Annotated in this window: 20 protein-coding genes; 16 read left to right on the top strand and 4 right to left on the bottom strand. The window is 40.9% G+C overall.

The annotated features are described in order from the left end of the window. Positions 1-107 precede the first annotated feature (107 nt). The 12 genes from EHS15_RS00560 (at position 108) to EHS15_RS00615 (ending at position 15,170) form a co-directional block, all read left to right on the top strand. Positions 108-1,367: an AfsA-related hotdog domain-containing protein gene (locus EHS15_RS00560; protein ID WP_135758580.1), complete on the top strand. Its 1,260-nt coding sequence runs from the start codon at positions 108-110 to the stop codon at positions 1,365-1,367. A 3-nt stretch (positions 1,368-1,370) separates the two neighbouring features. Beyond that, positions 1,371-2,075, top strand: coding sequence for an HAD family hydrolase (locus EHS15_RS00565; RefSeq protein WP_135758581.1), 705 nt, complete (start codon positions 1,371-1,373; stop codon positions 2,073-2,075). 5 nt (positions 2,076-2,080) lie between these two features. Continuing rightward, positions 2,081-2,842, top strand: a complete 762-nt coding sequence (locus EHS15_RS00570; RefSeq protein ID WP_210416270.1) for an SDR family NAD(P)-dependent oxidoreductase — start codon at positions 2,081-2,083, stop codon at positions 2,840-2,842. A 65-nt stretch (positions 2,843-2,907) separates the two neighbouring features. After that, positions 2,908-8,637 carry a protein kinase domain-containing protein gene (locus EHS15_RS00575; RefSeq protein WP_135758582.1) on the top strand — a complete coding sequence of 1,910 codons (5,730 nt, stop codon included), beginning with the start codon at positions 2,908-2,910 and terminating at the stop codon, positions 8,635-8,637. Positions 8,638-8,749: 112 nt separating this feature from the next. Then, positions 8,750-9,133, top strand: a complete 384-nt coding sequence (acpS, locus tag EHS15_RS00580) for a holo-ACP synthase (protein WP_135758583.1) — start codon at positions 8,750-8,752, stop codon at positions 9,131-9,133. Then, complete coding sequence (locus tag EHS15_RS00585) at positions 9,130-9,354, top strand: tetratricopeptide repeat protein (protein ID WP_135758584.1); 225 nt, start codon at positions 9,130-9,132, stop codon at positions 9,352-9,354. The genes acpS and EHS15_RS00585 overlap by 4 nt, the downstream gene beginning before the upstream one ends. A gap of 6 nt (positions 9,355-9,360) precedes the next feature. Beyond that, the gene (locus tag EHS15_RS00590) at positions 9,361-9,729 is read left to right on the top strand and encodes a bactofilin family protein (protein ID WP_135758585.1); all 369 of its coding nucleotides are present in this window, start codon (positions 9,361-9,363) and stop codon (positions 9,727-9,729) included. A gap of 2 nt (positions 9,730-9,731) precedes the next feature. Further along, on the top strand, positions 9,732-11,504 hold the full coding sequence (locus tag EHS15_RS00595) for a sensor histidine kinase (RefSeq protein WP_135758586.1): 1,773 nt from the start codon (positions 9,732-9,734) through the stop codon (positions 11,502-11,504). 26 nt (positions 11,505-11,530) lie between these two features. Continuing rightward, positions 11,531-12,379, top strand: a complete 849-nt coding sequence (locus EHS15_RS00600) for an SDR family oxidoreductase (RefSeq protein ID WP_135758587.1) — start codon at positions 11,531-11,533, stop codon at positions 12,377-12,379. 12 nt (positions 12,380-12,391) lie between these two features. After that, entirely contained in the window at positions 12,392-12,757 is a 366-nt protein-coding gene (locus EHS15_RS00605) for a cupin domain-containing protein (protein WP_135758588.1), read from the top strand. A 71-nt stretch (positions 12,758-12,828) separates the two neighbouring features. Continuing rightward, complete coding sequence (locus EHS15_RS00610) at positions 12,829-14,133, top strand: SpoIIE family protein phosphatase (RefSeq protein WP_135758589.1); 1,305 nt, start codon at positions 12,829-12,831, stop codon at positions 14,131-14,133. Next, positions 14,130-15,170 (top strand): SMP-30/gluconolactonase/LRE family protein, encoded by a 1,041-nt coding sequence (locus EHS15_RS00615; RefSeq protein ID WP_135758590.1) that lies wholly within the window; start codon positions 14,130-14,132, stop codon positions 15,168-15,170. Before EHS15_RS00610 ends, EHS15_RS00615 begins: the two co-directional genes overlap by 4 nt. 3 nt (positions 15,171-15,173) lie before the next feature. On the opposite strand, the gene EHS15_RS00620 is transcribed toward EHS15_RS00615, so the two are convergent. Genes EHS15_RS00620 through EHS15_RS00635 form a run of 4 tightly spaced genes read right to left on the bottom strand, consistent with a single transcriptional unit; the run spans position 15,174 to position 17,282 of the window. Further along, a complete protein-coding gene (locus EHS15_RS00620; RefSeq protein WP_135758591.1) occupies positions 15,174-15,680 on the bottom strand; it encodes a DinB family protein in 507 nt (168 codons plus the stop codon). A gap of 39 nt (positions 15,681-15,719) precedes the next feature. Then, positions 15,720-16,487 carry a phytanoyl-CoA dioxygenase family protein gene (locus tag EHS15_RS00625; RefSeq protein WP_135758592.1) on the bottom strand — a complete coding sequence of 256 codons (768 nt, stop codon included), beginning with the start codon at positions 16,485-16,487 and terminating at the stop codon, positions 15,720-15,722. A gap of 10 nt (positions 16,488-16,497) precedes the next feature. Then, entirely contained in the window at positions 16,498-16,896 is a 399-nt protein-coding gene (locus tag EHS15_RS00630) for a hypothetical protein (protein WP_135758593.1), read from the bottom strand. Further along, complete coding sequence (locus EHS15_RS00635; protein WP_135758594.1) at positions 16,896-17,282, bottom strand: hypothetical protein; 387 nt, start codon at positions 17,280-17,282, stop codon at positions 16,896-16,898. Before EHS15_RS00635 ends, EHS15_RS00630 begins: the two co-directional genes overlap by 1 nt. 186 nt (positions 17,283-17,468) lie before the next feature. On the opposite strand from EHS15_RS00635, the gene EHS15_RS00640 reads away from it, so the two are divergent. The 4 genes from EHS15_RS00640 to EHS15_RS00655 all read left to right on the top strand — a co-directional run bounded on the left by EHS15_RS00640 (position 17,469) and on the right by EHS15_RS00655 (position 20,695). Then, the gene (locus EHS15_RS00640; RefSeq protein WP_135758595.1) at positions 17,469-17,924 is read left to right on the top strand and encodes a MarR family winged helix-turn-helix transcriptional regulator; all 456 of its coding nucleotides are present in this window, start codon (positions 17,469-17,471) and stop codon (positions 17,922-17,924) included. Positions 17,925-17,941: 17 nt separating this feature from the next. After that, positions 17,942-18,433, top strand: coding sequence for a bleomycin resistance protein (locus EHS15_RS00645; protein WP_135758596.1), 492 nt, complete (start codon positions 17,942-17,944; stop codon positions 18,431-18,433). Between the two features lie 79 nt (positions 18,434-18,512). Then, on the top strand, positions 18,513-19,799 hold the full coding sequence (locus tag EHS15_RS00650; RefSeq protein WP_135758597.1) for an SMP-30/gluconolactonase/LRE family protein: 1,287 nt from the start codon (positions 18,513-18,515) through the stop codon (positions 19,797-19,799). Positions 19,800-19,897: 98 nt separating this feature from the next. Then, positions 19,898-20,695: an AraC family transcriptional regulator gene (locus EHS15_RS00655; protein ID WP_246051828.1), complete on the top strand. Its 798-nt coding sequence runs from the start codon at positions 19,898-19,900 to the stop codon at positions 20,693-20,695. Positions 20,696-20,756 lie beyond the last annotated feature (61 nt).

Here is a 20,756-nt window from a genome sequence, read left to right on the forward strand (position 1 = left end):
ATGAAAGTTCTGTTACGAATTTGGAAATTTATTGCAAATATATTAAATTTAAAACATACTTCAATGTATAAACATTTTATTCTCTCTTTCTAACTTCAATGGAAACAATGACTATCTCAGGTAAAATCGAAATTCCGAGCGTGATTCCGCTCCATAAAAAGTACACAAGAACCTTCTTTCAGGAAGATTCTTTGGTTTCGAACATCAGAAGGGCTCTTCAAAGAGAGATTCCTGCCGATTTGTTCGAATCTCAAGTGATTCCTGTCATTACGGAAGAAGAAAGAGCCTTTCTTTCTAATTATTACGTAAAAAGGGAAGGTTCGAACGGACTGGTTTACAGCTTAAAAAGCATTCCCTTGAAGGTAAGTGCGGAAGCTGCAAAAACATTCTTAGGTGAAGGCAATATAGACGAGGATCAAAAACGATTCCTATTCAATCTTTACCTCTTCAATGAAACGGAGGGGAAATATGTCCTAAAAAATTCAGTCACCGAGTCGGATGAAATTCGAATTTTACAGATGTTCAAACAAAAGTCGTTTCATATCAGGAACGTGGAGAAGGCTCTCATCTCGGAGATTTTGGAGAAAGCACAAGGTATCGCAAAGAAAGATGTTTTCTTTGCGAATCTATACACTCCTCCCACTCATAAATTTTTTTCTCCTCCCAATCTGAAACATATTTCGGGAATGCAGATCACGGAATCTGCAAGACAGTTCGGAATCGCTTGCCACCATATCTACGGAGGAGTTCCTTTCGAAGGAGTCACCTTTCTTTTGCAATATCTGAATGCGGAGTTCTTTCAGTATGCAAAATTGACTATGCCTATTAAGATGAGAGCGATCCTGAAAGATGTCAAATATGCAAAAGACGGATCTTGGAATTATTCTAATCTTGAAATCACTGTGTACCAAGAGAACGTAGAGATCAGTAAGGTAAGTATGGCGGCGACGATCCTGCCGTTGAAGGTTTATAAAAGATTAAAATCCGGCCAAGCGGAAGTTTACGAGATCGATCCTAGGTTCCGACTTTTGGATAAATTCAAAAACAATATTTCGATTCGGGACCAAGGCAACAAATTCGTTTGTAGCATCGAAAACATGTCGCAGAACGGATTTATGGTGAAAGCGGCTGGGAATTCTCCTGCGGATCTGGGAGGTAAAGACAGTCTTGAATTTTTTATGCATTTCGACATTGCAGGATTCGTTCACGGAAAATGCAGTTTGTTATGGGTGAAACAGGACGATCACAATGAAGACACATATTATGCAGGATTTAAGATAGAGGAACTTTCTCCTATCGATTCGGAAAACTTGAAAGAAAGCATAGATCGTTACGGGCGTTTGATTGAAGAAAGAGAAATTTTCTAAGGGATGAAGTCGTTTCAAAATCTTGAATATATCTTCCTTCACCTAGACGGTGTTTTGTTAGAGAATATTCTTGGTCCCATACTTCATTCCGTAATTGTCAACCGTTTGCAGGGAGAATATACTTCCGAAATAGAAAATCATATTTTGGCAAAACCCAAAGAGTCCGCATTGGAATATCTAAGGGAAAAATTAAGATTAAATCTGACGAACGAGGAATTGTTCGAACTCTATCAAAAAGAAAGGTCCTTATTCGAAAAAGGAAATGTGATTTCCGCACATCCAGGCATCCTTCCTTTTCTTCGTTTGTTGAAAGATTCCGGACTTAAAATCATGGCTTATGGCGGTGCTCCCGAAACCTATTTCGAAACGAATATGGGAAGTTATTCCGAATATTTCCACGACGTTCGTTATATCCGTACGAATGAAATGAGACCGGGGGTATTGGAGATCATTCGAAAATACGGTTTGGAACATCATAAATGTCTGTTTATGGATGAAGAAGCTTACGTAGGTCAAGTGGCTAAAGAAAATCATGTTCCTTTCATAGGTTTTGTTACTAATTTTTCATATAGTTTTCAACCTGAAGAAATGGAAAAAATAGGAATTAAGCATAAAGTGAAATCATTGGAAGAAGTGGATTTGAATTTGTTGGAAAAAATCGATTCTGAATGTTTAGAGATGAAAAAAGAAAAGGCAGGGAAAATATGAACGGGATCGAAGGTAAAGTAGCGCTTGTTACAGGGTCCACTTCCGGATTGGGGAAAGAAATTGCTGTCTATTTTGCGAAAGAAAAAGCGAAGGTAATCGTTTCAGGAAGAAGGGAAAAAGAAGGAGAAGAGGTGGTCTCCTTGATTCGTTCGCAAGGAGGAGAAGCAGCTTTTGTTTCTTGTGACATCAGCAAACCGGAACAAGTGGAAACTTTGGTGCGCACTTCGATCGAACGTTTTGGTCGTTTGGACTTCGCAGTCAATAATGCAGGAATCGCAGGAGTGATGAAGCCTGTTGCTGAGTATCCGATTGATGTGTGGGACGATATCATAAACATAAATTTAAAAGGAACTTTCCTTTCCATGAAATTCGAAATTCAGGAAATGTTGAAGCAGGGAAACGGCGGAGTGATCGTGAATGTATCCTCTGCCATCGGTCTGAGAGGAAAGGAAAAAATCGCTCCTTATTCGGCAACCAAACATGGAATTATCGGACTCACTAAAAGTGCTGCATTCGAATACGGAGGTTCCGGAATCAGAATCAATGCACTGTGCCCCGGAGGGATTCAGACGGAGATGGACGATTTGTTCTATCAAAATGCTCCCGATCCTGAAGCACTGCGCAAAGAAAGAATGAAATCCTATGCTTTGGGTAGAATGGCGCAGCCCAAAGAAGTGGCAAGAGTGGCTGTTTGGCTTTGCAGTGAAGATTCTTCTTTCATCACCGGCGCCTCGATTCCCGTCGATGGCGGAAAAACGGCTAAATAAATTTCTTTCTAGGTTGATTTTTAGAAAAATCTTGTCATGATTTCCTCTCGTATCGGAGTGTTTGGATGCTGAAAATGGCGGGGTTTTCTTCCGTTGAAGAAATTCATTCGGGGAAAAAAAGTTTAGTTTATAGGGCGAATCAATCCGGTACCCCCGTCATCATCAAAATCCTCAACAGGGAATATCCTGATATTTCCGAGATCAATCGTTTCAAACACGAATTCGAAATTCTGCAAAGTTTGAATCAACCGGGGATCATTCGAACGATCGCTCTGGAAAAATACAACAACTCCATGGCAATCATCTTCGAAGATATGGGAGGAGAACCTGTATCCGAGATCTTTCGGGAAAAAAACGGATACGGTTTGCCTGAGTTTTTGGATTTTTCGTTAAAGGCAAGTAAGGCGCTGGGAGAAATTCACAAAGCCAATATCGTTCATAACGACATCAAAGCTTGGAACATCATCATGAACCGCCAAACAGGAGAACTTCGAATCATAGATTTCGGAAGTGCTACTTTACTTACGCAAAGAAATTCGTTTATGCCTTTGAACGAATCTCTTTACGGAACTTTGGCTCATATCTCTCCCGAACAAACAGGCAGGATGAATCGGACAGTAGACTACAGAACCGATTTTTATTCCTTGGGGGTCACTTTCTATCAATTGATCACCGGCGAACTTCCGTTCACCTATACGGATCCTATGGAAATGGTGCACGCTCATATCGCCAAAATCCCCGTTTCTCCTTACGAGAAGAAAAAAGTTCCTAAGATCATTTCTAATATTATCATGAAACTTTTGGAAAAAAATCCGGAAGATAGATACCAAACCGTTGCAGGTCTTGTTTCCGATTTGGAAAGATGCAGTCAAACTCTCTCTTCCGGGGGAGAAGAGGCTCTTGATGGTTTGAAATTCGTTCCCGGAGAAACGGATCGTTCCACTAAGTTCCAGCTTCCCAAAAAACTTTACGGAAGATCGGAAGAGGTGAAACAAATCGTTCACACCTTCCGAAAGGTTGCGGAAGGAAAAACGGAACTGATGTTGATTTCGGGAAGATCCGGGATCGGAAAATCGGTTCTCATCAATGAAGTCAACAAACCCATCACCGAATACAAAGGTTATTTTTCGTCCGGTAAATATGATCTTTTCAAAAGATCCATTCCATACAGAGGGATCACCCAAGCCTTCCAGAAGCTGATCCAGCAGATACTTGCGGAAAGCCAAGATTCCATTCATACTTGGAAGGAAAGTTTCGTAAAGGCGCTCGGCCCCAATGCGAAAATCATAATCGATGTCATTCCCGAATTGGAAACTTTGATGGGAGCTCAGCCGGATGTGGCCGTTCTGGATGTCTCGGAATCTCAAAACCGATTTAATTTAGTATTTCAGAATTTTATAAAAGCTTGTTGCACGGAAGAACATCCTGTCGCCATTTTTTTGGATGATTTACAATGGGCAGATCCTTCCAGCATTCATCTCATCCGCAGAATTCTTTCCGATTCGGAGATGAAGTATCTTTTCCTAATGCTCTCCTTTCGGGACAACGAAGTGTATCCTACGGATCCTTTTTCCGTTTTGCTCTCCGATTTGGAAGAGGCAGGCCATTCCTACAAAAAAATCAATTTGGAACCTATCTCTGTCGAGGACATCACTCAACTGGTTACGGACAGTTTGTACTGCAAAGAGTCCGAGGCGAAAGAACTTGCGGAAATCCTTCACTTTAAAACCAAGGGAAATCCTTTTTATGTAAACGAAGTCTTCAAAAGCCTTCATGAAAAAGAACTGATTTATTATGAAGATAACAGGTGGAATCTCAAACTAACGCAAATCAAGGAAGTGAATATTTCCGGGAACGTGATCGATTTGATCGTGGAAAAGATCAAGGAACTCCCTTCCGAAAAGATAGAGATTCTAAAATTAGCAGCCTGTATCGGAAGCTGGTTCAAACAGGAAGTATACGCATCTATCGCCGGCAAACCTCTCTCCGAAGTAAAACAAGATCTAATCGATTTAGCCAATGAGGAATTTTTCCTTTTGAGTGAGACGGAAGTCAATTTCGTTCACGATAAAATCCAAGAAGCCACATACACTTTGATTTCGGAAGAAGAAAGAAGCAAAAATCATTATCATATCGGTAAGGCTTATCTTTCCATGTTGGATCGTTATAAGCTGGAAGACCATGTGTTTACGATCGTCAACCAATGGAACCAAGGGATCGCAAACATCCGTACTGAGGAAGAGAAGAATCGATTGAAAGAGCTGAACATTCTTGCGGGAAATAAGTCGATGGCTTCTACCGCTTATGAAGCGGCGCTCGGTTTTTTCGAAATAGCGATTCAGTTTTTGGGAACAAATCCTTGGGACAATGATTACGAAAATACTCTAAAACTTTATACGAACAAGGCTCGTTCGGAATATCTTTCCAAACAATACGAAGCAGCTGAAAAAAGTTTCGATCTTATTTTTTCGAAGGCAAAAGACACGTTGGATCAAATCCAGATGTACGAATTAAAATCGTCCATGTATGTCAGCCAGAACAAAATGTTGGAAGCATTGGGAATGCTGAAAACCGCGTTGAAGTTATTAGGAGTGAACCTTCCTAAAAATCCGGGCGAACTTTCTCCTCTTCCTGAAATCATCAAATTCAAAATCAAACTGGGCAATAGAAAGATAGAAAAACTGGCGGAACTTCCCGTTTCGACCGATCAAAAGTATTTTGCCATTATGCGTCTGTTAAACGCATGTATCGCCCCTTCCTTTTTGGCACAACCTCCTCTTTTTCCTGTCATCGTTTTGAAGATGGTGAATTTGACCTTGAAAAACGGCCTTTCTCCCATCAGTACATTCGCGTTCACAGCCTTCGGTATGATCCAAGGTTTTGCGTTAGGTGATTTCGACGCAGGTTACCAGTTCGGAAAACTGGGAACTTCTCTTATAGGTCCCTTGGATGCGAAAGCGTTCAAATGCAGAACCCTCTTTTTGTTCAGTTGTATGATCAATCATTGGAAGTTTCACGCAAGAGAAGGGGTTTCTTCTTTTTATGAATCCTTCCAAAGCGGGATGGAAACGGGGGATTTGCAATACGCTTCTTATTCTTTGAATAACATCCATTTTCAAGGGCTTCTCAGAAGACAGAATCTTACCGAACTTTTGGACAGTTACGAAAAGTACGAAACTTCTTTCGTATCCCTGAAACAATACAATGCCTATCAACTGTTTCAATTGAACAGACAGATCGCTTTGAATTTCAAAGGAGAGGTGGAAAACCTTCTTTTATTGGAAGAACCTTATTTCTTCGAATCGAAGGTTTTGCCGGAATGGATCGAATCCAAAAATGCGAACGCTTTGTACGATTATTATTTGAGTAAGTCCAGGCTGGAGTATTTTTTCGGAACCAAAGAAAAAGCCTACGAATATTCCCTTTTAGGGGAACCTTTCGAAGCCGCTATGTTCGGGATGATGTACATTCCGGAACATGTATTTTTCAATTCTTTGATCTCTGCTTCTTTGTATGCCGACACAAACGATTCTTCCAAAAAAAAAGAATATCTGAAGCGCCTTCGCAAAAACCAAAAACGTTTTCATAAATGGGCGGAAAGTTCTCCCGCCAATTACGGCCACAAGTATCATATTGTGGAAGGTTTGTTGTTCCAGATCAGGGGAAATTATACCCAGGCGGTTTCCGAATTCAAAAAGGCGATTCAAATCGCAAAAGAACAAGAATATATTTTAGAGGAAGCGATTGCGAACGAACTTTGTGCTTCCGTATGGTTCGCTTTGGGCGATGAAAGTTATGCTAACTTTCATTTGGTGGAATCCCATTATCTTTTTATCAAATGGGGAGCGGAGCCTAAGGCAAAACAATTGGAAAAACTCCATCCTCATTTGAAGAAATACGGAAGAAGAGGGATTTTTTCCGAATCGGATCTATCTCATTCTTCGAATACTACCAAACTCTCTTCCGGTTCTTCCGGAAATTTTTTGGATTTGAATACCGTGATCAAGGCATCTCAAACCATTTCCGGAGAAATCCAATTGGGAAAACTTTTAGAGAAGATGCTGAAAATTTTATTCGAGAACGCAGGAGCAGAAAGAGGATTTTTCATTTTAAAGGAAGGGGACGAACTTTTCGTTCAGGCAGAAGGCGATTCCAATTCACAACATTTGGAAGTTTTGCAGAAAAAACCTCTCGATTTTTTGGGGGATCTTCTTTCTCCGCATATAGTAAATTATGTGATTCGCACGAAAAGCATCATTATCTTGAATGATGCTGTGAACGAAGGAATGTTTGTGAACGATTTTTACATCAAAAACAAACGTCCTAAATCGATTTTATGTTATCCGATCCTCAACCAAGGGAATTTGGTCGGAGCAGTTTATTTGGAAAACAATCTTACTACGGATGCGTTCACTCCGGATCGTATCGAAGTTTTGAAGATTTTATCTTCTCAGATCGCTGTTTCTGTGGAAAATTCCATTCTTTATGCGAACCTGGAAGAGAAGGTAAACGAAAGAACCAAGGATTTGAATCAAGCTTTAACGGAAGTAAGTGGGTTGAAGGAACAACAGGACGGTGATTATTTTCTCACATCTCTTCTCATCGAACCGTTGGGACAGAACCATTCCTCTTCAAAAAACGTTTCCGTCGACTTTTTGGTGGAACAAAAGAAAAAATTCCAGTTCAAACAGTGGAAGGCTGAGATCGGAGGGGATCTTTGCGTTGCCGCCAATTTGGAATTGAGAGACAGAAGATACACTGTAGTGTTAAACGGAGATGCGATGGGGAAGTCCATCCAAGGAGCCGGAGGCGCTTTGGTTTTGGGTTCCGTATTCGAAGCAATCCTGCAAAGAGGGAAGGATACATCCGAAACCAAAAGTTCATTCCCTGAGAGATGGTTGAAAAACGCTTTTACGGAACTGCATAACACCTTTACTACGTTTGACGGCTCTATGTTGATCTCGGTGTTTCTGTGTTTGATCGACGAAGAAACTGGTTTCATTTATTTCATCAATGCGGAACATCCTCTTCCCGTTTTGTATCGGGACGGAAAATCCAGTTTTCTTCCTCATACTTATTTTTATGCGAAGCTGGGTCTTCTGATGACCAAAAGAAAAAATCTTCAAATCAATACATTCCAATTGGAAAAAGACGATATTTTGATCATCGGTTCCGACGGAAGAGACGATTTGTTCTTAGGAACTTTTGACGGAGAAGACCGGATCAACGAAGATGATGAATTGTTTTTAAAGAGCGTGGAAAAAGGAAAAGGGGAAATCGCTCCCATTCTGGATTCGATTAAGACCAACGGACAACTGATAGACGATCTTTCTTTGGTGCGTGTGGAATTTAAAGCATTGGAAGGAGTAAAACACAATCAAATCTCCAAAATGGCGATGGTGACTTTTCACGATGCTTTGACCAGATTCAAAAACAAGGAATACCACAAAACTTTGGAAATTCTGGAAGGTCTGATCGCTTCCGAGCCGAACTGCGGCAATCATGCGAGCATAGTAAAATTGCATATCAATACCTATCTTCATCTTCGCGATTATGCTCAAGCTTTGCATCATACCATACGTTACAGCGATTCTTATCCTTCCGATGTAGATTGTTTGTTTATCATCTCCCGTTGTTTCAAAAAAATAGGAGACATCGAACAAGCGATCGACTACGGAGAAAGATTGAGACTAAGAACTCCCAAACATAAAAAAAACCTAATGCAGCTCGCCTCCTTATATAGGTTAAATGGAAATCCCGAAATTGCGGACAAAATTCTTAAGGAAATCACTTGAAGCTTTCTCTGAAAATTCCCCGTAAATTTCCGGGAGAGAAAGTTTTATCCGGCATTCTCTTTTCTAAATCCCGCTCGACCAAATCCCCCCGAATCGGAAACTCGTGACAGGAATGATTTCCATCGGCAATGATATCGTTGAAAATGATCGTATCCGGGCTCTTTTGGCCAAACACGGAGACCGGTTTTTAAAAAGGATTTTTACCGAGGAAGAAATTCGATACTGCCACAAACATAAGGACCCGGTTCCTTATTTGGCGGGTAGATTCGCATGTAAGGAAGCTGTGATTAAGGCGATGTCCTTGGGTCCGGGAGAAGTTCTGGATATGAGAGAGATCGAACTTGCGGGCACCGATTTCGGGAAAAAAACGCTGGTCATCCACGGGAAAACTGAGAAATTTTTCCAATCAAAAGGATTTACAGCCAGTTCCGTCTCCATTAGCCATGCAGACCATTATTCCACTGCTGTTGTAGTTTTGTACAAGGAGAAAGTATGATCGTCAGCGAAAATAAATTGCAAGTGTTAGCTTTGTACAACCAAGGTCTTGCTCTTTATAAGGATAGAAAATTCACGGAAGCGAAGGAATGTTTTCAAAAAGCGGTTTCTTTGGATCCGAGTGACGGTCCTTCCAAACTTTACATTGAAAGATGCGATGATTATATTTCCGAACCTCCTCCTGAAGATTGGGACGGGGTTTATAATATGAAGACAAAATAGAGATTTATGACTAAAAAAAATACACAACCGATTGTTACCGAACATGGAGTGATTGCTACCATTCTCGGAAAAGAAACTGCATTTAACGGAACTTTGGCGTTCAAAAAACCTCTTCAAATTTCAGGAGACTTTACCGGAGAAATCATTTCCGACGGGTATCTTGTAGTGAGCGAAGGGGCTCGTGTGAAAGCAAATATCAAAGCGGGAACAGTTGTAGTCGGCGGAACCATCGTGGGCAATGTGACTGCGACACAAAGATTGGAGATGCTTGCTTCCGGAACGGTGCAGGGAAATATTCGAACTGCCAAACTACAAATCGCCGACGGAGTTGTATTCGACGGCAATTGTGAAATGCTCAGCAGCGAAGAATCGTAACTTTGTGGCAGTTCCATCCAAATAGTTTACTTTTAGTTTTTTCCTTCTGCCTCAATCTGATATTGGGGCTTTTCCTTCTCCGTTCCTTCCAGCTCCGATTAGTAAAATATCTATTGGTAATGGTTTTAGGCGCTATGCTTTGGGTCGGCGCCTATGGTATGGATTTCATACTCATCCATCAAACCTGGCATAAGGTATTCGTTTCCATCGTTCATATAGGGGTCGCTCTCTCCGGTTTAGGAGCCATTCTTGCCAGTTTGGAATTTACCCAGAACGGTCATCGCATTACAAGAACTTTGTGGGTGTTTCTTTCCGTGCAGCCCATTTTGATGTTCATTGCAGTCATTCTTGATCCCATATTCCATACTTTGATCTCCGATTCCTATATCATCACCGTCAACGATCGAATTCAGTGGAAGCAGGAGCTTTCCTATTTCACTTTATTTCTTGAGTTCGGGATCACTGGAATTTGGACCGTATATGTCTTTTTTTTCGTCATCAAAAGCATTTTAGAGACAAAACCTCCTGCCAGATACAGATACTATCTTCTTCTTTTCACTTGCTCTATCGTTTGGATTGCAGGGATCACCAATTATATGGGGTTCAAACCGATTGCTGGTTTGAATTTAACTTCGGTTGCTCTTTCTTTTCAGGTCATCGTTATCTTTTTTGCCATCGCCTATTACAGAATGTTCGATTTGATCCCTTTGGTCCGAGGAGAAGTCGTGGACGAATTGGAAGAACCAGTGGTGATTTTGGATGCGAACAATCGAGTTGTGGACTGGAATATTGCCGCAGAACAGTTATTTGTTGAAGGAAGAAGGCAACTGGCTTTTACATCGGCTCAAAATTTTTTCCATACGTATTCGGATCTCAGTCATAGGATTGAAACTTTGCCAGAGAAAAGAACCCATACTCATTGGAATTGGCAGTCTAAAAATCCTACTCAGGAATGGGAAGTTCGCGCCAAAAGAATCAGAGACAAACAAAGAGTAAACATAGGTTTGGTGATTGTGTTTCGGGACATCAGCGAGCAGAAAAAACTGGAAGTGCAGATGGCAGATGCCAACCGCAACCTATTGTTTGCGAACGGAACCAAGGACAGGTTTTTATCCATCATTTCCCACGATTTAAGGGGACCTCTTGCAGGAATCAAAATGTTGCTTAAGATTTTGAACGAAGACATGAAGGAGAAAGACGCCAAAATCGCGGAAATGACTCAGTCTTTGGTGGATGCTTCGGAGTCCGTGTTTTCTCTTTTGGAAAATCTTTTGGAGTGGTCCAAATTGCAGAGAGGGCAGGAAGAGTTCCATCCTCATTATTATAAACTGGACTCCATCGTTTCCGAGTCTGTCGAATTATTCGAGTTAAACGCCAAAAACAAATCCATCGAATTTGAAATCGATGTTCCTTCTCATGCAATGGTATATTGTGACGACCGGATGATTTTCACGATCCTTAGGAATTTGATTTCCAATGCAATCAAGTTCAGTCACAAAAACAGCAAAGTTAAGATCACCGCACGGGCCGAATCCAAATTCTGGAGAGTCAATGTGATCGATTTCGGAATGGGAATCGCTCCCGATATCCGAGCGAAGTTGTTTCACGTGGGAGAAGTGATTAAGTCTTTGGGAACGCAGGGAGAAAGCGGGAACGGAGTGGGACTTTTACTTTGTCAAGAATTTATCCTGATGAATGCGGGCGAGATAGAAGTGCAAAGCGACGGCGTTTCCGGTTCTACATTTTCTTTTACGATCCCCAGTCAACCAGTCTAAGTTTGCAAACACGGATAGGAGAATCTATGTCCCAGAAGACCGTTATCATTACAGGTGCCACGGAAGGAATCGGCAAAGTGGCCGCCAGAGAAATTTTGAAACTAGGCAATGCAGTTGTTTTAGTGGGAAGAAATCAAGAGAAACTCGCTCAAGTCACCAAAGAACTTTATCCTTTCTCGCAAGGAAATTCGATCGCAACCTATCAGGCGGATTTATCCTCTTTAAAAGAAACATCTTTATTAGGTGATAAACTTTCTAAAAACTATCCTAAAATCGATGTTCTATTGAATAATGCGGGAGCTTTTTTCTCGGAGAGAACTTTGACTCGAGAAGGATTGGAAGCCACTTTCGCACTCAACCACATGAACTATTTTGTTCTGGCCAAAAAATTAACTCCTTCCTTACGTTCGTCAGGTGCCGGTAGAATCGTCAATGTCGCTTCGGGAGCGCACTTCGGAGTTTCTTTGGATTTTGCGAATCTGCAAGGGGAAGTCAAATATTCCGGTTGGAAACAATACCAAAAATCCAAATTGATGAACATTCTGTTCACTTACGAATTGAGTGAAAGATTAAAATCCGATTCCATTACTGTAAATTGCCTGCACCCCGGGTTTGTGAAAACGAAATTCGGACATAATAATGCAGGTTTGGCGAAAGGTCTTTTACAGTTCGCTCAAAATTTATTCGCTATTAACGAAGACAAAGGTGCGGAGACTTCGGTCTATCTTTCCACTTCCGACGAAGTGAAGTCCGTTTCAGGAAAGTATTTCGAAAAATGTAAGACCAAAACAAGCTCCAAACCTTCCTACGATTTTTCCGCAAGAGAAGAGTTGTGGAAAGTTTCCGAAGAGATCTATAACAAATTGGCGGGCTAAGGGTAGACGTTTATGCCTTTCTTTCATCAGAAAAAACCTATCTCGATTCCCGTTCCGGGAGGAAAAACCATCGAAGAACATTTCGGAATCCCGTCTACCGGGCATAATGCGGTTTCCATTGCGTATATGGTTGCCCCTTCCGGATGGTCCGAACCGTTCCAGGTTCCTTCTTTCGATGAATGGACTTTGATGGTCCGAGGGGAAAAACAGATCGAAGCGGACGGACAAGTGATCGTGCTTCGTGCGGGAGAATCGATTCTCATCCAAAAAGGCACTCGGGTGAGGTATTCGAATCCTTTTTCCGAGGATGCAGAATACTGGTCCGTTTGTCTTCCTGCCTTTTCCATCGATTCGGTGAATAGAGAGCCTGAGAATTAGAAAAGAGAGTTTACTCTCAAAACCGTTTCCTTAAATTTTGGGTGGAACCGTTTATCCGGTTTCTCCCTTGCATGAACTCCGAAGACTTAAACTTTTTACACGAAAAAATGACCAAAGTGGACTTTCTGTCCGGCGATTTGATCATTGAACAGAACTCCAACGGAGATTCTTTTTATCTCATCGAAAAAGGGCTGGTGCAAGTTTGGAAGTATCTTGACGACACTAAAGAAGATATACTCGAGTTAGGCGAGTTCGGCCCTGGGGAATATTTCGGAGAAATTGCCTTGATCGACTCCGCACCCAGAACGGTGAACATCACCGCAAAGGAAAACTGCTCTCTTCTTCAAATGACAAGAGCAAGTTTTCAGGAATTATTATATTCTAATCCTGCTATGACTGTTTTTCTACTCCGCATTCTGACTGCCAGAATTCGAAATTCGGAACAAAGAGAAAATCAGGTATTAAGCACTAAAAACAAAAATTTAATCCAAACGAACAGGGAATTGGAAATCGCTTTGGACGAATTGAGAATGAACGAAGCCGTTCGTGCCGCCCTGATGGAAGAACTTCGCAAACAGAACGAGACTCTGGAAGAGATGGTGAAAGAGAGAACTGCAAAACTGCAGCAATCTTTGGAAATCATTAGAGAAGATTTAGAGACCGCTAAGACGATCCAGAGAAGCATTCTACCATTAAACACTAAAAAGGTGGCAAATCTTCAATTCAGTTCCCGTTTCGAGCCTATGAGCGAAGTGGGAGGAGACGTTTTCGACGTATTCCGGTTGGGAACTCATAAAGTGAGGCTCTTTTTAGCGGATGCGATCGGCCACGGAGTACAGGCCGCTCTGATCACGATGGCCATCAAAGCGGAGTTTGATCATGTGAAAAAAGAATTGGAAACACCTTCCGAGGTTTTGCTCCACTTGAACCGGGTTTTTTTGGAGAGATACGGCAAAAGGGCGACTCAATTCACTGCCGTGATTGCCGACATTGATTTGGAAAATTCACAACTTTACTATTCTTGCGCCGGACACAATGAACCTTATATACTTTCCCAAGGGAATATCATTCCTTTGGAAGAATCCGGGATTATGTTGGGACTGGAAAATGATGCTCATGTTTTTACTCAGACACTTCCTTTTTCGGAAGGAGATCGTTTGTTTATGATCTCCGACGGTATCATTGAACAGGAAAATGCGAACGGGGAATTTTTCGGAGAAAAAAGACTGCATCGTTATCTATTGGATTCCAAAGATATATCTTTGGAGAAAACGGTGGGAGGTCTTTTGGAAGCGTTTCAAGAGTTCAAAGGCAAACGTGAAATGATGGACGATGTAACTATTTTAGGAATCGGAATGGGAGGTTCAAAATCATGAAGACTTATCTGTGGTTGTGTATTATCTTTTTTATTTCCTGTCGTTCTTTCGATCCTGTATCTTATGAACCTCCTTTGAAGCCGGAAAGAACCGGTATTTATGCAGTCAATGAATCTTTAAGGGTTTCCGAAGTAATCGCTAAAGGAAAGTTAAGTGGACTGGAATCCTTGGATGTGGACAATGCGGGGAACATATACGGAGGAGACAAGGAAGGAAACGTTCTTAAAGTGACTTCTTCGGGAGAAATTTCCATTTTAGGAAATACGGGAGGGCGCGCATTAGGAGTTCAATTCGATTCCAAGGGCAATCTTATCGTCGCTGATGCCTACAAAGGTCTTTTGAGTTTATCCAAAGAAGGCACACTCTCCGATTTGACTACATCCTATCAGGGAGAGAAATTTAAATTTACCGACGATATGGATATCGCTAAAGACGGAAAAATTTATTTCACCGATGCGAGTATCTACGAACAAAAGGAATATCTTCTCGATCTTTTGGAATCGAGACCTTACGGCAGACTTTTTGTTTTCGATCCTAAAACGAAAGAAACAAAACTTTTGTTAGATGGGTTGTATTTCGCAAACGGAGTCGCTTTGTCCAAAAACGAAGATTTTATACTGATCAATGAAACCTACCGATATAAAATTTCCCGTTATTGGCTCAAAGGCAAGAAGGCGGGAACCAAGGAAGACTTTATCGTAAACCTTCCCGGTTTTCCGGACAACATCACCAGAAATCATAAAGGGGAGTTTTGGGTGGCTCTGTTTACCGTAAGAAACGATCGTATGGACAAAATGCACCCTTCCGCTTTTCTCAAAAAACTCACCTCGAACCTTCCTAAGTTTTTATGGCCTAAAGCGGAACCTTACGGTTTTGTTTTGAAGTTGGATGAAAACGGAAACGTAATTTCCACTCTCCAGGATCCGGGAGGAGAGGTTTTGAAGGAAATTACAAGCGCCATCGAAAAAGACGGATATTTGTATTTGGGAAGTTTGTATTCGGATCGAATCGGTAAACTTAAATTAAACGACAAATAAAAGTCATTTCGAATCTTTAGGAGGGATCCAAGCCAAATCGGTCACACCGTAATTTATCCCTAATCGATGTAAAATGGAAGTGGCTTGGCTTCTATGATGGGTTTGATGGTTGAATAAATGGGAGACTAGAAGCCAAGTCGGTTTTGAAATTTCCGTTTTCAGAATATAACTATAAAACTTAAAATCGTTCTTCAGCCAATCTTCCTGAACATTTTGAAACCAGAATGAAATTTCCTCGTCCGTTTGTTTTCTCATTCGAATCCAGTCGTCTTTCGATTCCGCTAAAATGGATTTCGGGTCTTTCACCAAAACCTCTTTGCCTTTGAATCGATCCATCCAGGCTCGATCCGCATAGAGAATATGGTTGAGGGTTCCTTTTAAGGAATGAAAAAAAGCATCTAAGTCTTGCGACCAATTTTCGTCAGAGATCCCTTTTATAACTTCAATTAGGTTTTTATTTTGCCATTCATTGTAACGGGACATTTCCGTGCAGTATTCTTTGGAAATCATATAATACCTACATTCATTTAGTTTCGAAATTTCTTTCAATCACGATTCGTTTTGAGCATAATGATAGATTTCTCCATGGTTTAGTTGTTTCAATTCTTCTTCGTTCGGAAAATGTGAAAATGTTTTGATCGTGTTTTCCTTTTCCGGAAAATTCGTATAAAGGATGTCCAAAGACATTCTCTTCTGCGAATAGTTTCCTCTATGAATCAGATGGGCTGAAAAAACCAATAGATCTTTTCTTTCGTGGGGAATGAGAACGGAATTAGGAAGAGAGTTTGAATTCTTGGCATCTTTTAATTCTAATCTTACATTTTTTTCTTCCTCAGTATCCCATCTCGAATGAGAGCCCGGGATAAGTTCGATTCCAGGATCTGAAATGAGTGGAATTCGGAAGTGGAGCACAATATCTTTTTGAAGGATTCGAATTTGTTCTTCTTCATCAACTCCCAGATATTGCACATCTCTATGCCAATAGGGAAGCCTGTTCTGATTTTCGGGTGTGAAGAAAACTTGAGTATTTAGAAAAAAGATTTTTTCTTCAGGAAACAGAGACTTTAAAATATGGAAGATTTTATTTTGAGAGATAAAATGAAACAAAGTTAGGCGGTCATTTCGATCCGAAGCTAGACTCGAGGAGGTAAGATAGTTGGAGTTGACCGTATCTTTGTGAGAATGCAGTTTCAGCCATTCCGAATGGGGCTTTCGAATTGCATTTTCGAGAGAGGAAATTTCCGATTCGGAGAAAAAGTTTTTGAAAAGAAAATAACCTTCCTTTTCAAAAACTAATTTCTCTTTCTCGAATGTCATTGAATTGATTTTATTCGATCACTTCTCCCGAAATGGTCACGGTTCTTCTGGAAACGATGGCTCTGTTTGTCACAAACATATATTGCATTAAAGTCCCCAAAAATCGAATGACTGAATCTGTTGTGGCCTCTTCGCTTTTGATTCGTAAGTTTATGAATTTTTTCGCATTTGGAAATTCCTCATTGAGAGCTTCCTCCAAATTGAATTCTTGAGTGTTGACTAAGTCGAATGCTACGAACGTCATTTTTCTCTCGATCACAAAACTTTTGGAAATTTCTCCTTCCGTTTTTTCATTGGAAAAAGATACGATCTTCGCATCCGGTTTGTATTTGATGGAGTATTCCGCACAGGAAATAAAAAGCTGGGAAACAAGAAGGGATAGGGACGCTATTTTTACCGTGAATTTCATTATTGCACCTTCCTTTTGTAAATGCTTCCTGTGATGATTACCGTATAAGGTCTGTAAAGTCCGAATAAAATAGCATCTAACAAACCATCAAGTGCCGTATATCTTTCAGTGATCTCTATGTCTCCGATCGCATCGTAATTGTCATAGATCTCTTGGTTTAGAATTTCTTCCAGGGATTTGGAGTGAACAGGAACGGTTCCGTAAAATAAAAACTGTCTCATGTGACTGACTTCAAAATTTCTCACAAGAGTATAAGCAGGATCGTTTTTAAATGTAGAGAGTCGAATGGGTTTATCGACATTACGAAGCAGTCTGTATTTCGTTTCCGCACAATTCGCCATTAGAAGAGCGAATAGGGAAACTAACAATAGAGAGGTTTTTTTCATAAGTAAGTTCCTTTTGGATTTTCGTAGGAAGATTCAAACTTTTTAATTAATGAAATCATAAAATGATCTCTTGTCGAAGATGTGGTATTCTCCCTGAATTACCAGTATTTTTCGGACAAATCTCTATGTTTTGTTTGGTGCTTTTTGTTTGACAAGTAACTGTCATATTGACAATATGTTGTCAATATGAGTCGACTCAGTCCTCAAGGCAGTTCGTTTTCGGAAATCGTGATAGAGATCTTCCGTCTGAATCGTCTTCTTTTGGATGCGGGGGATGAAATTACAAAGCCGGTCGGTTTGAGCAGTGCCAAGTGGCAGGTTTTGGGAGTTGTGGAGCACGGCGCTTGCTCCATGACAGATGTAGCTCGTATAATGGGTCTTACTCGCCAAGGAGTTCGTCAGACTGCGAACATGCTTGTGAAAGAAGGAATGATTCAATTTGTAGATAATCCGAATCATTTACGTTCCAAACTGATGGAGATCACACCTAAGGGAAAAATTGCGCTGGATTATATCCATAAACATCATGCTAAATGGGCAGATAAGATCGGAAACAAACATAATTCGAAAACATTGCAGATTGTATTGAATGAGTTACGTGCTCTCCAAACCAGTTTGGTAGAACATGAATTCCATATATAAATTAAAAGGCGGTTTTTATGAAGGCTGAAACGTTAATTCCTGTTCTACCGTGTTTTTCTTTGAAAACAAATCTAAGCTTTTATATGAACTTGGGATTTGAGATTTTATACCAAAGAGAGGGAGACTCTCCCTATGCATCCGTTGCATGGAAGGGAATTGAAATTCATTTTTTCGAGATGAGGGAAATGGATCCTCGCACTTCCTACGGCGCCTGCCATATTTCATCCACAAACGTGGAAGGTTTGTACGAAAGTTTTCTTAAATTTTTAAAAAGAAACGGAAACGAAATGCCTCAGTTCGGAATTCCCAAAATGACATCCTTGCAAAAATCTCCTTGGGGAGGACAAGGGTTCGAACTTGTGGATCCGGGCGGAAATAGAATTCACTTCGTTCAAAGAATTGAGCAAAGATTAGGTGAAGATGCTGCTGCCGTAGAAAGAGAAACTGACTCTCAAAAAAACGGCGAAAGGGAAGCGGATCTATTCAAAGTGATTTTCCCTTTTTGGTGAAATTAAAAAATACATTCTAATTTCTTCACATACCGGAATCGTTCAAGCGGCATATTCTTCCTTGTTTTAGAATGAAAGTATGAAGCATGCAAAAACGTTTTCGACTTTCTTTATCGCTTTTCTCGCATTATGGAATTGCCTTTCTTTCCCTGAAGATCATTTTAAAAAACAAATTCAGGAACCTGTGAACTTCCCTTATAATGAAAGAATTCTTCGGATCAAAGACTCTCAAGATCTTAGTAAAAAAGGGCTTCTGAATTTAATTCCGAATGTGCCTGCACAAGATGAAATTCTTTTACAGGAAGATCTAGGCCGTGCCTTCACCGCATCGATGGACGGAAATATTTGGATCTTGGATCTGAAAAAAAATCAGGCGGAAGTTTTTGTTAAAACTCCTTTGATGCCGGGAGGAATGGTGCTTCATCCTAAAAATTCCGATTTGATCTACTTCTGTGCTTCCAGGGGAAGTAAGGAAGATTCGGTCGAACCGAACGGACCGGGAATTTACGAACTTAAAATTTCCACCAAATCGATCCGAAAGATTGCGGATAGAGTTCCCCTGGGTCCCAAGGATAAAATACAAAACTCAAAAAGTCGATTGGGCAGTTTGTATCCTTCCAACAAACAACCCACGCTTGCTTTCGCTGAGATGAATGATTCCAACAGCAGAATGGTGGAGAAGGCGGATGATTTGGCGATCAGCAGCGACGGGGAAAGAATTTATTTCACGGAACCTTACGATCATAAAGGTGCTATTTTGGGAGTGAGTGATCAATCCCGCAACGAAGCTTTGAGTTTGGGGAAAAACGGCAATGTTTGGAAACTCGATCTGAAAAAGAAATCGGCAAGCCTTGTTGCGCATAATTATTCTTATGTGGACGGAATCCTGTTGGAATATTCTTCTAAGCAAACGATAGAGACTTCTATTTTACTGAACGAAGTGTCGCAATTTCGACTGATCCGAATGCATTTATCCGGAGAGAAAGCGGGAGAGGATGAAGTGGTGATCGAAGGTCTTCCCGGTTTTCCTGACGGTATGGACAGGGATGCGGAAGGAAGGGTATGGGTCGCTTTGGTTTTCGAAAGATCCAAACTTGTGACATGGCTTCATAATCATCCTTTCTGGAAAGGATTGGCATTGTACATTCCTCAAAAATGGCAGCCTGTATCCCGCAAAACGGGACTACTTGTCCTTTCCAAAGATGGTAAACAACCGTTATATTATGGAATGCACGACGGCTCCTTGTTCTCTACACTCATCGTGGTGATTCCAGGTAAGGAAAGGGTTTATTTCGCAGTCTACGAAAAGGACTATAAAGGGCTGAACGTCATTCCTTATCCGCTACCATCTTCTGCGACTCAATGAGAAAATAAAATGACTCCGTAAACCTTCTTACGGAGTTTAATTTTTACGAATAAACTGGTTGAATGGAATGAATGTAGGAGGAACATCTGAACTTGTAGATGGATTCCGAAAACAAAAGCATTCTCTACTTATGGAACAGCCGGGTGATGTTCACGACGAACGCCATGCAAACCGATTTCCATGCGCATTATGCGGCTACTTTAGCGGTATCATTGGATAAAAAGATCTGCATTGAAACGGAGAAAGGAAAAGAGGAATACCGAGCCGCACTTGTAGGGCCGAATACCTTTCATAGAACGGTTTCTCCCGGAGTGGAAATGATCGCTCTTCTCATCGATCCGGAAACTTACGAATATGGCTCCATTGCGGGAGTCGTAGGAGCGGAAGAAGTGAAAAAATTAGACTTCACCGCTTTTGAACCGTTAGTTGAAAGATTATGGAATTTGTATTCGGGAAATGTAAGCGATCAGGAAGCTTGGGATCTTCATCTGGATCTTCTTCGCTGCGTATATCCTTTCCGTAAATTGGAAAAGAACGTAGACGAAAGAATCAAAAAAATCGCTCATAAAATCAGAACCGAACTTCCTGACAGTATTCGTATGAAGGAAATCGGGCAAGGGTTTTCCATTTCGGAAGACAGACTGATCCGTCTCTTTAAGGAAAATTTAGGCATTCCTTTGAGAAGATATCTTCTATGGGTTCGTCTTTTAACGGCAGTTAAAGTTTTAAAGGAAGGTAAAAATTTGACGGAAGTGGCTCATCTGGCAGGATTTTCCGATTCCGCTCATTTCACCAGAACCTTTAAGGAGAATTTCGGTTTTGTGCCTTCTCTATTCTTCGGTCATCTCAAATCTGCGGAAGTAAGATTTTGTGAATCAGATGATCGGGTCTTCTGAAATTTTTTATAAATACCGGATTCATTCAAGCGAAACATATTCAAGTCTGTTAGTCTTGTTT

This window comes from Leptospira idonii (genome assembly GCF_004770995.1).
Lineage (GTDB): Bacteria > Spirochaetota > Leptospiria > Leptospirales > Leptospiraceae > Leptospira_A > Leptospira_A idonii.

Coding starts and splice junctions, on each gene's coding strand:
- EHS15_RS00650 (WP_135758597.1), top strand. CDS start 18,513: ATGAAGCATGCAAAAACGTTTTCGACTTTCTTTATCGCTTTTCTCGCA.
- acpS (WP_135758583.1), top strand. CDS start 8,750: ATGATTTCCATCGGCAATGATATCGTTGAAAATGATCGTATCCGGGCT.
- EHS15_RS00655 (WP_246051828.1), top strand. CDS start 19,898: ATGGATTCCGAAAACAAAAGCATTCTCTACTTATGGAACAGCCGGGTG.
- EHS15_RS00615 (WP_135758590.1), top strand. CDS start 14,130: ATGAAGACTTATCTGTGGTTGTGTATTATCTTTTTTATTTCCTGTCGT.
- EHS15_RS00575 (WP_135758582.1), top strand. CDS start 2,908: ATGCTGAAAATGGCGGGGTTTTCTTCCGTTGAAGAAATTCATTCGGGG.
- EHS15_RS00605 (WP_135758588.1), top strand. CDS start 12,392: ATGCCTTTCTTTCATCAGAAAAAACCTATCTCGATTCCCGTTCCGGGA.
- EHS15_RS00630 (WP_135758593.1), bottom strand. CDS start 16,896: ATGAAATTCACGGTAAAAATAGCGTCCCTATCCCTTCTTGTTTCCCAG.
- EHS15_RS00610 (WP_135758589.1), top strand. CDS start 12,829: ATGAACTCCGAAGACTTAAACTTTTTACACGAAAAAATGACCAAAGTG.
- EHS15_RS00600 (WP_135758587.1), top strand. CDS start 11,531: ATGTCCCAGAAGACCGTTATCATTACAGGTGCCACGGAAGGAATCGGC.
- EHS15_RS00645 (WP_135758596.1), top strand. CDS start 17,942: ATGAAGGCTGAAACGTTAATTCCTGTTCTACCGTGTTTTTCTTTGAAA.
- EHS15_RS00560 (WP_135758580.1), top strand. CDS start 108: ATGACTATCTCAGGTAAAATCGAAATTCCGAGCGTGATTCCGCTCCAT.
- EHS15_RS00635 (WP_135758594.1), bottom strand. CDS start 17,282: ATGAAAAAAACCTCTCTATTGTTAGTTTCCCTATTCGCTCTTCTAATG.
- EHS15_RS00565 (WP_135758581.1), top strand. CDS start 1,371: ATGAAGTCGTTTCAAAATCTTGAATATATCTTCCTTCACCTAGACGGT.
- EHS15_RS00620 (WP_135758591.1), bottom strand. CDS start 15,680: ATGATTTCCAAAGAATACTGCACGGAAATGTCCCGTTACAATGAATGG.
- EHS15_RS00585 (WP_135758584.1), top strand. CDS start 9,130: ATGATCGTCAGCGAAAATAAATTGCAAGTGTTAGCTTTGTACAACCAA.
- EHS15_RS00640 (WP_135758595.1), top strand. CDS start 17,469: ATGAGTCGACTCAGTCCTCAAGGCAGTTCGTTTTCGGAAATCGTGATA.
- EHS15_RS00625 (WP_135758592.1), bottom strand. CDS start 16,487: ATGACATTCGAGAAAGAGAAATTAGTTTTTGAAAAGGAAGGTTATTTT.
- EHS15_RS00590 (WP_135758585.1), top strand. CDS start 9,361: ATGACTAAAAAAAATACACAACCGATTGTTACCGAACATGGAGTGATT.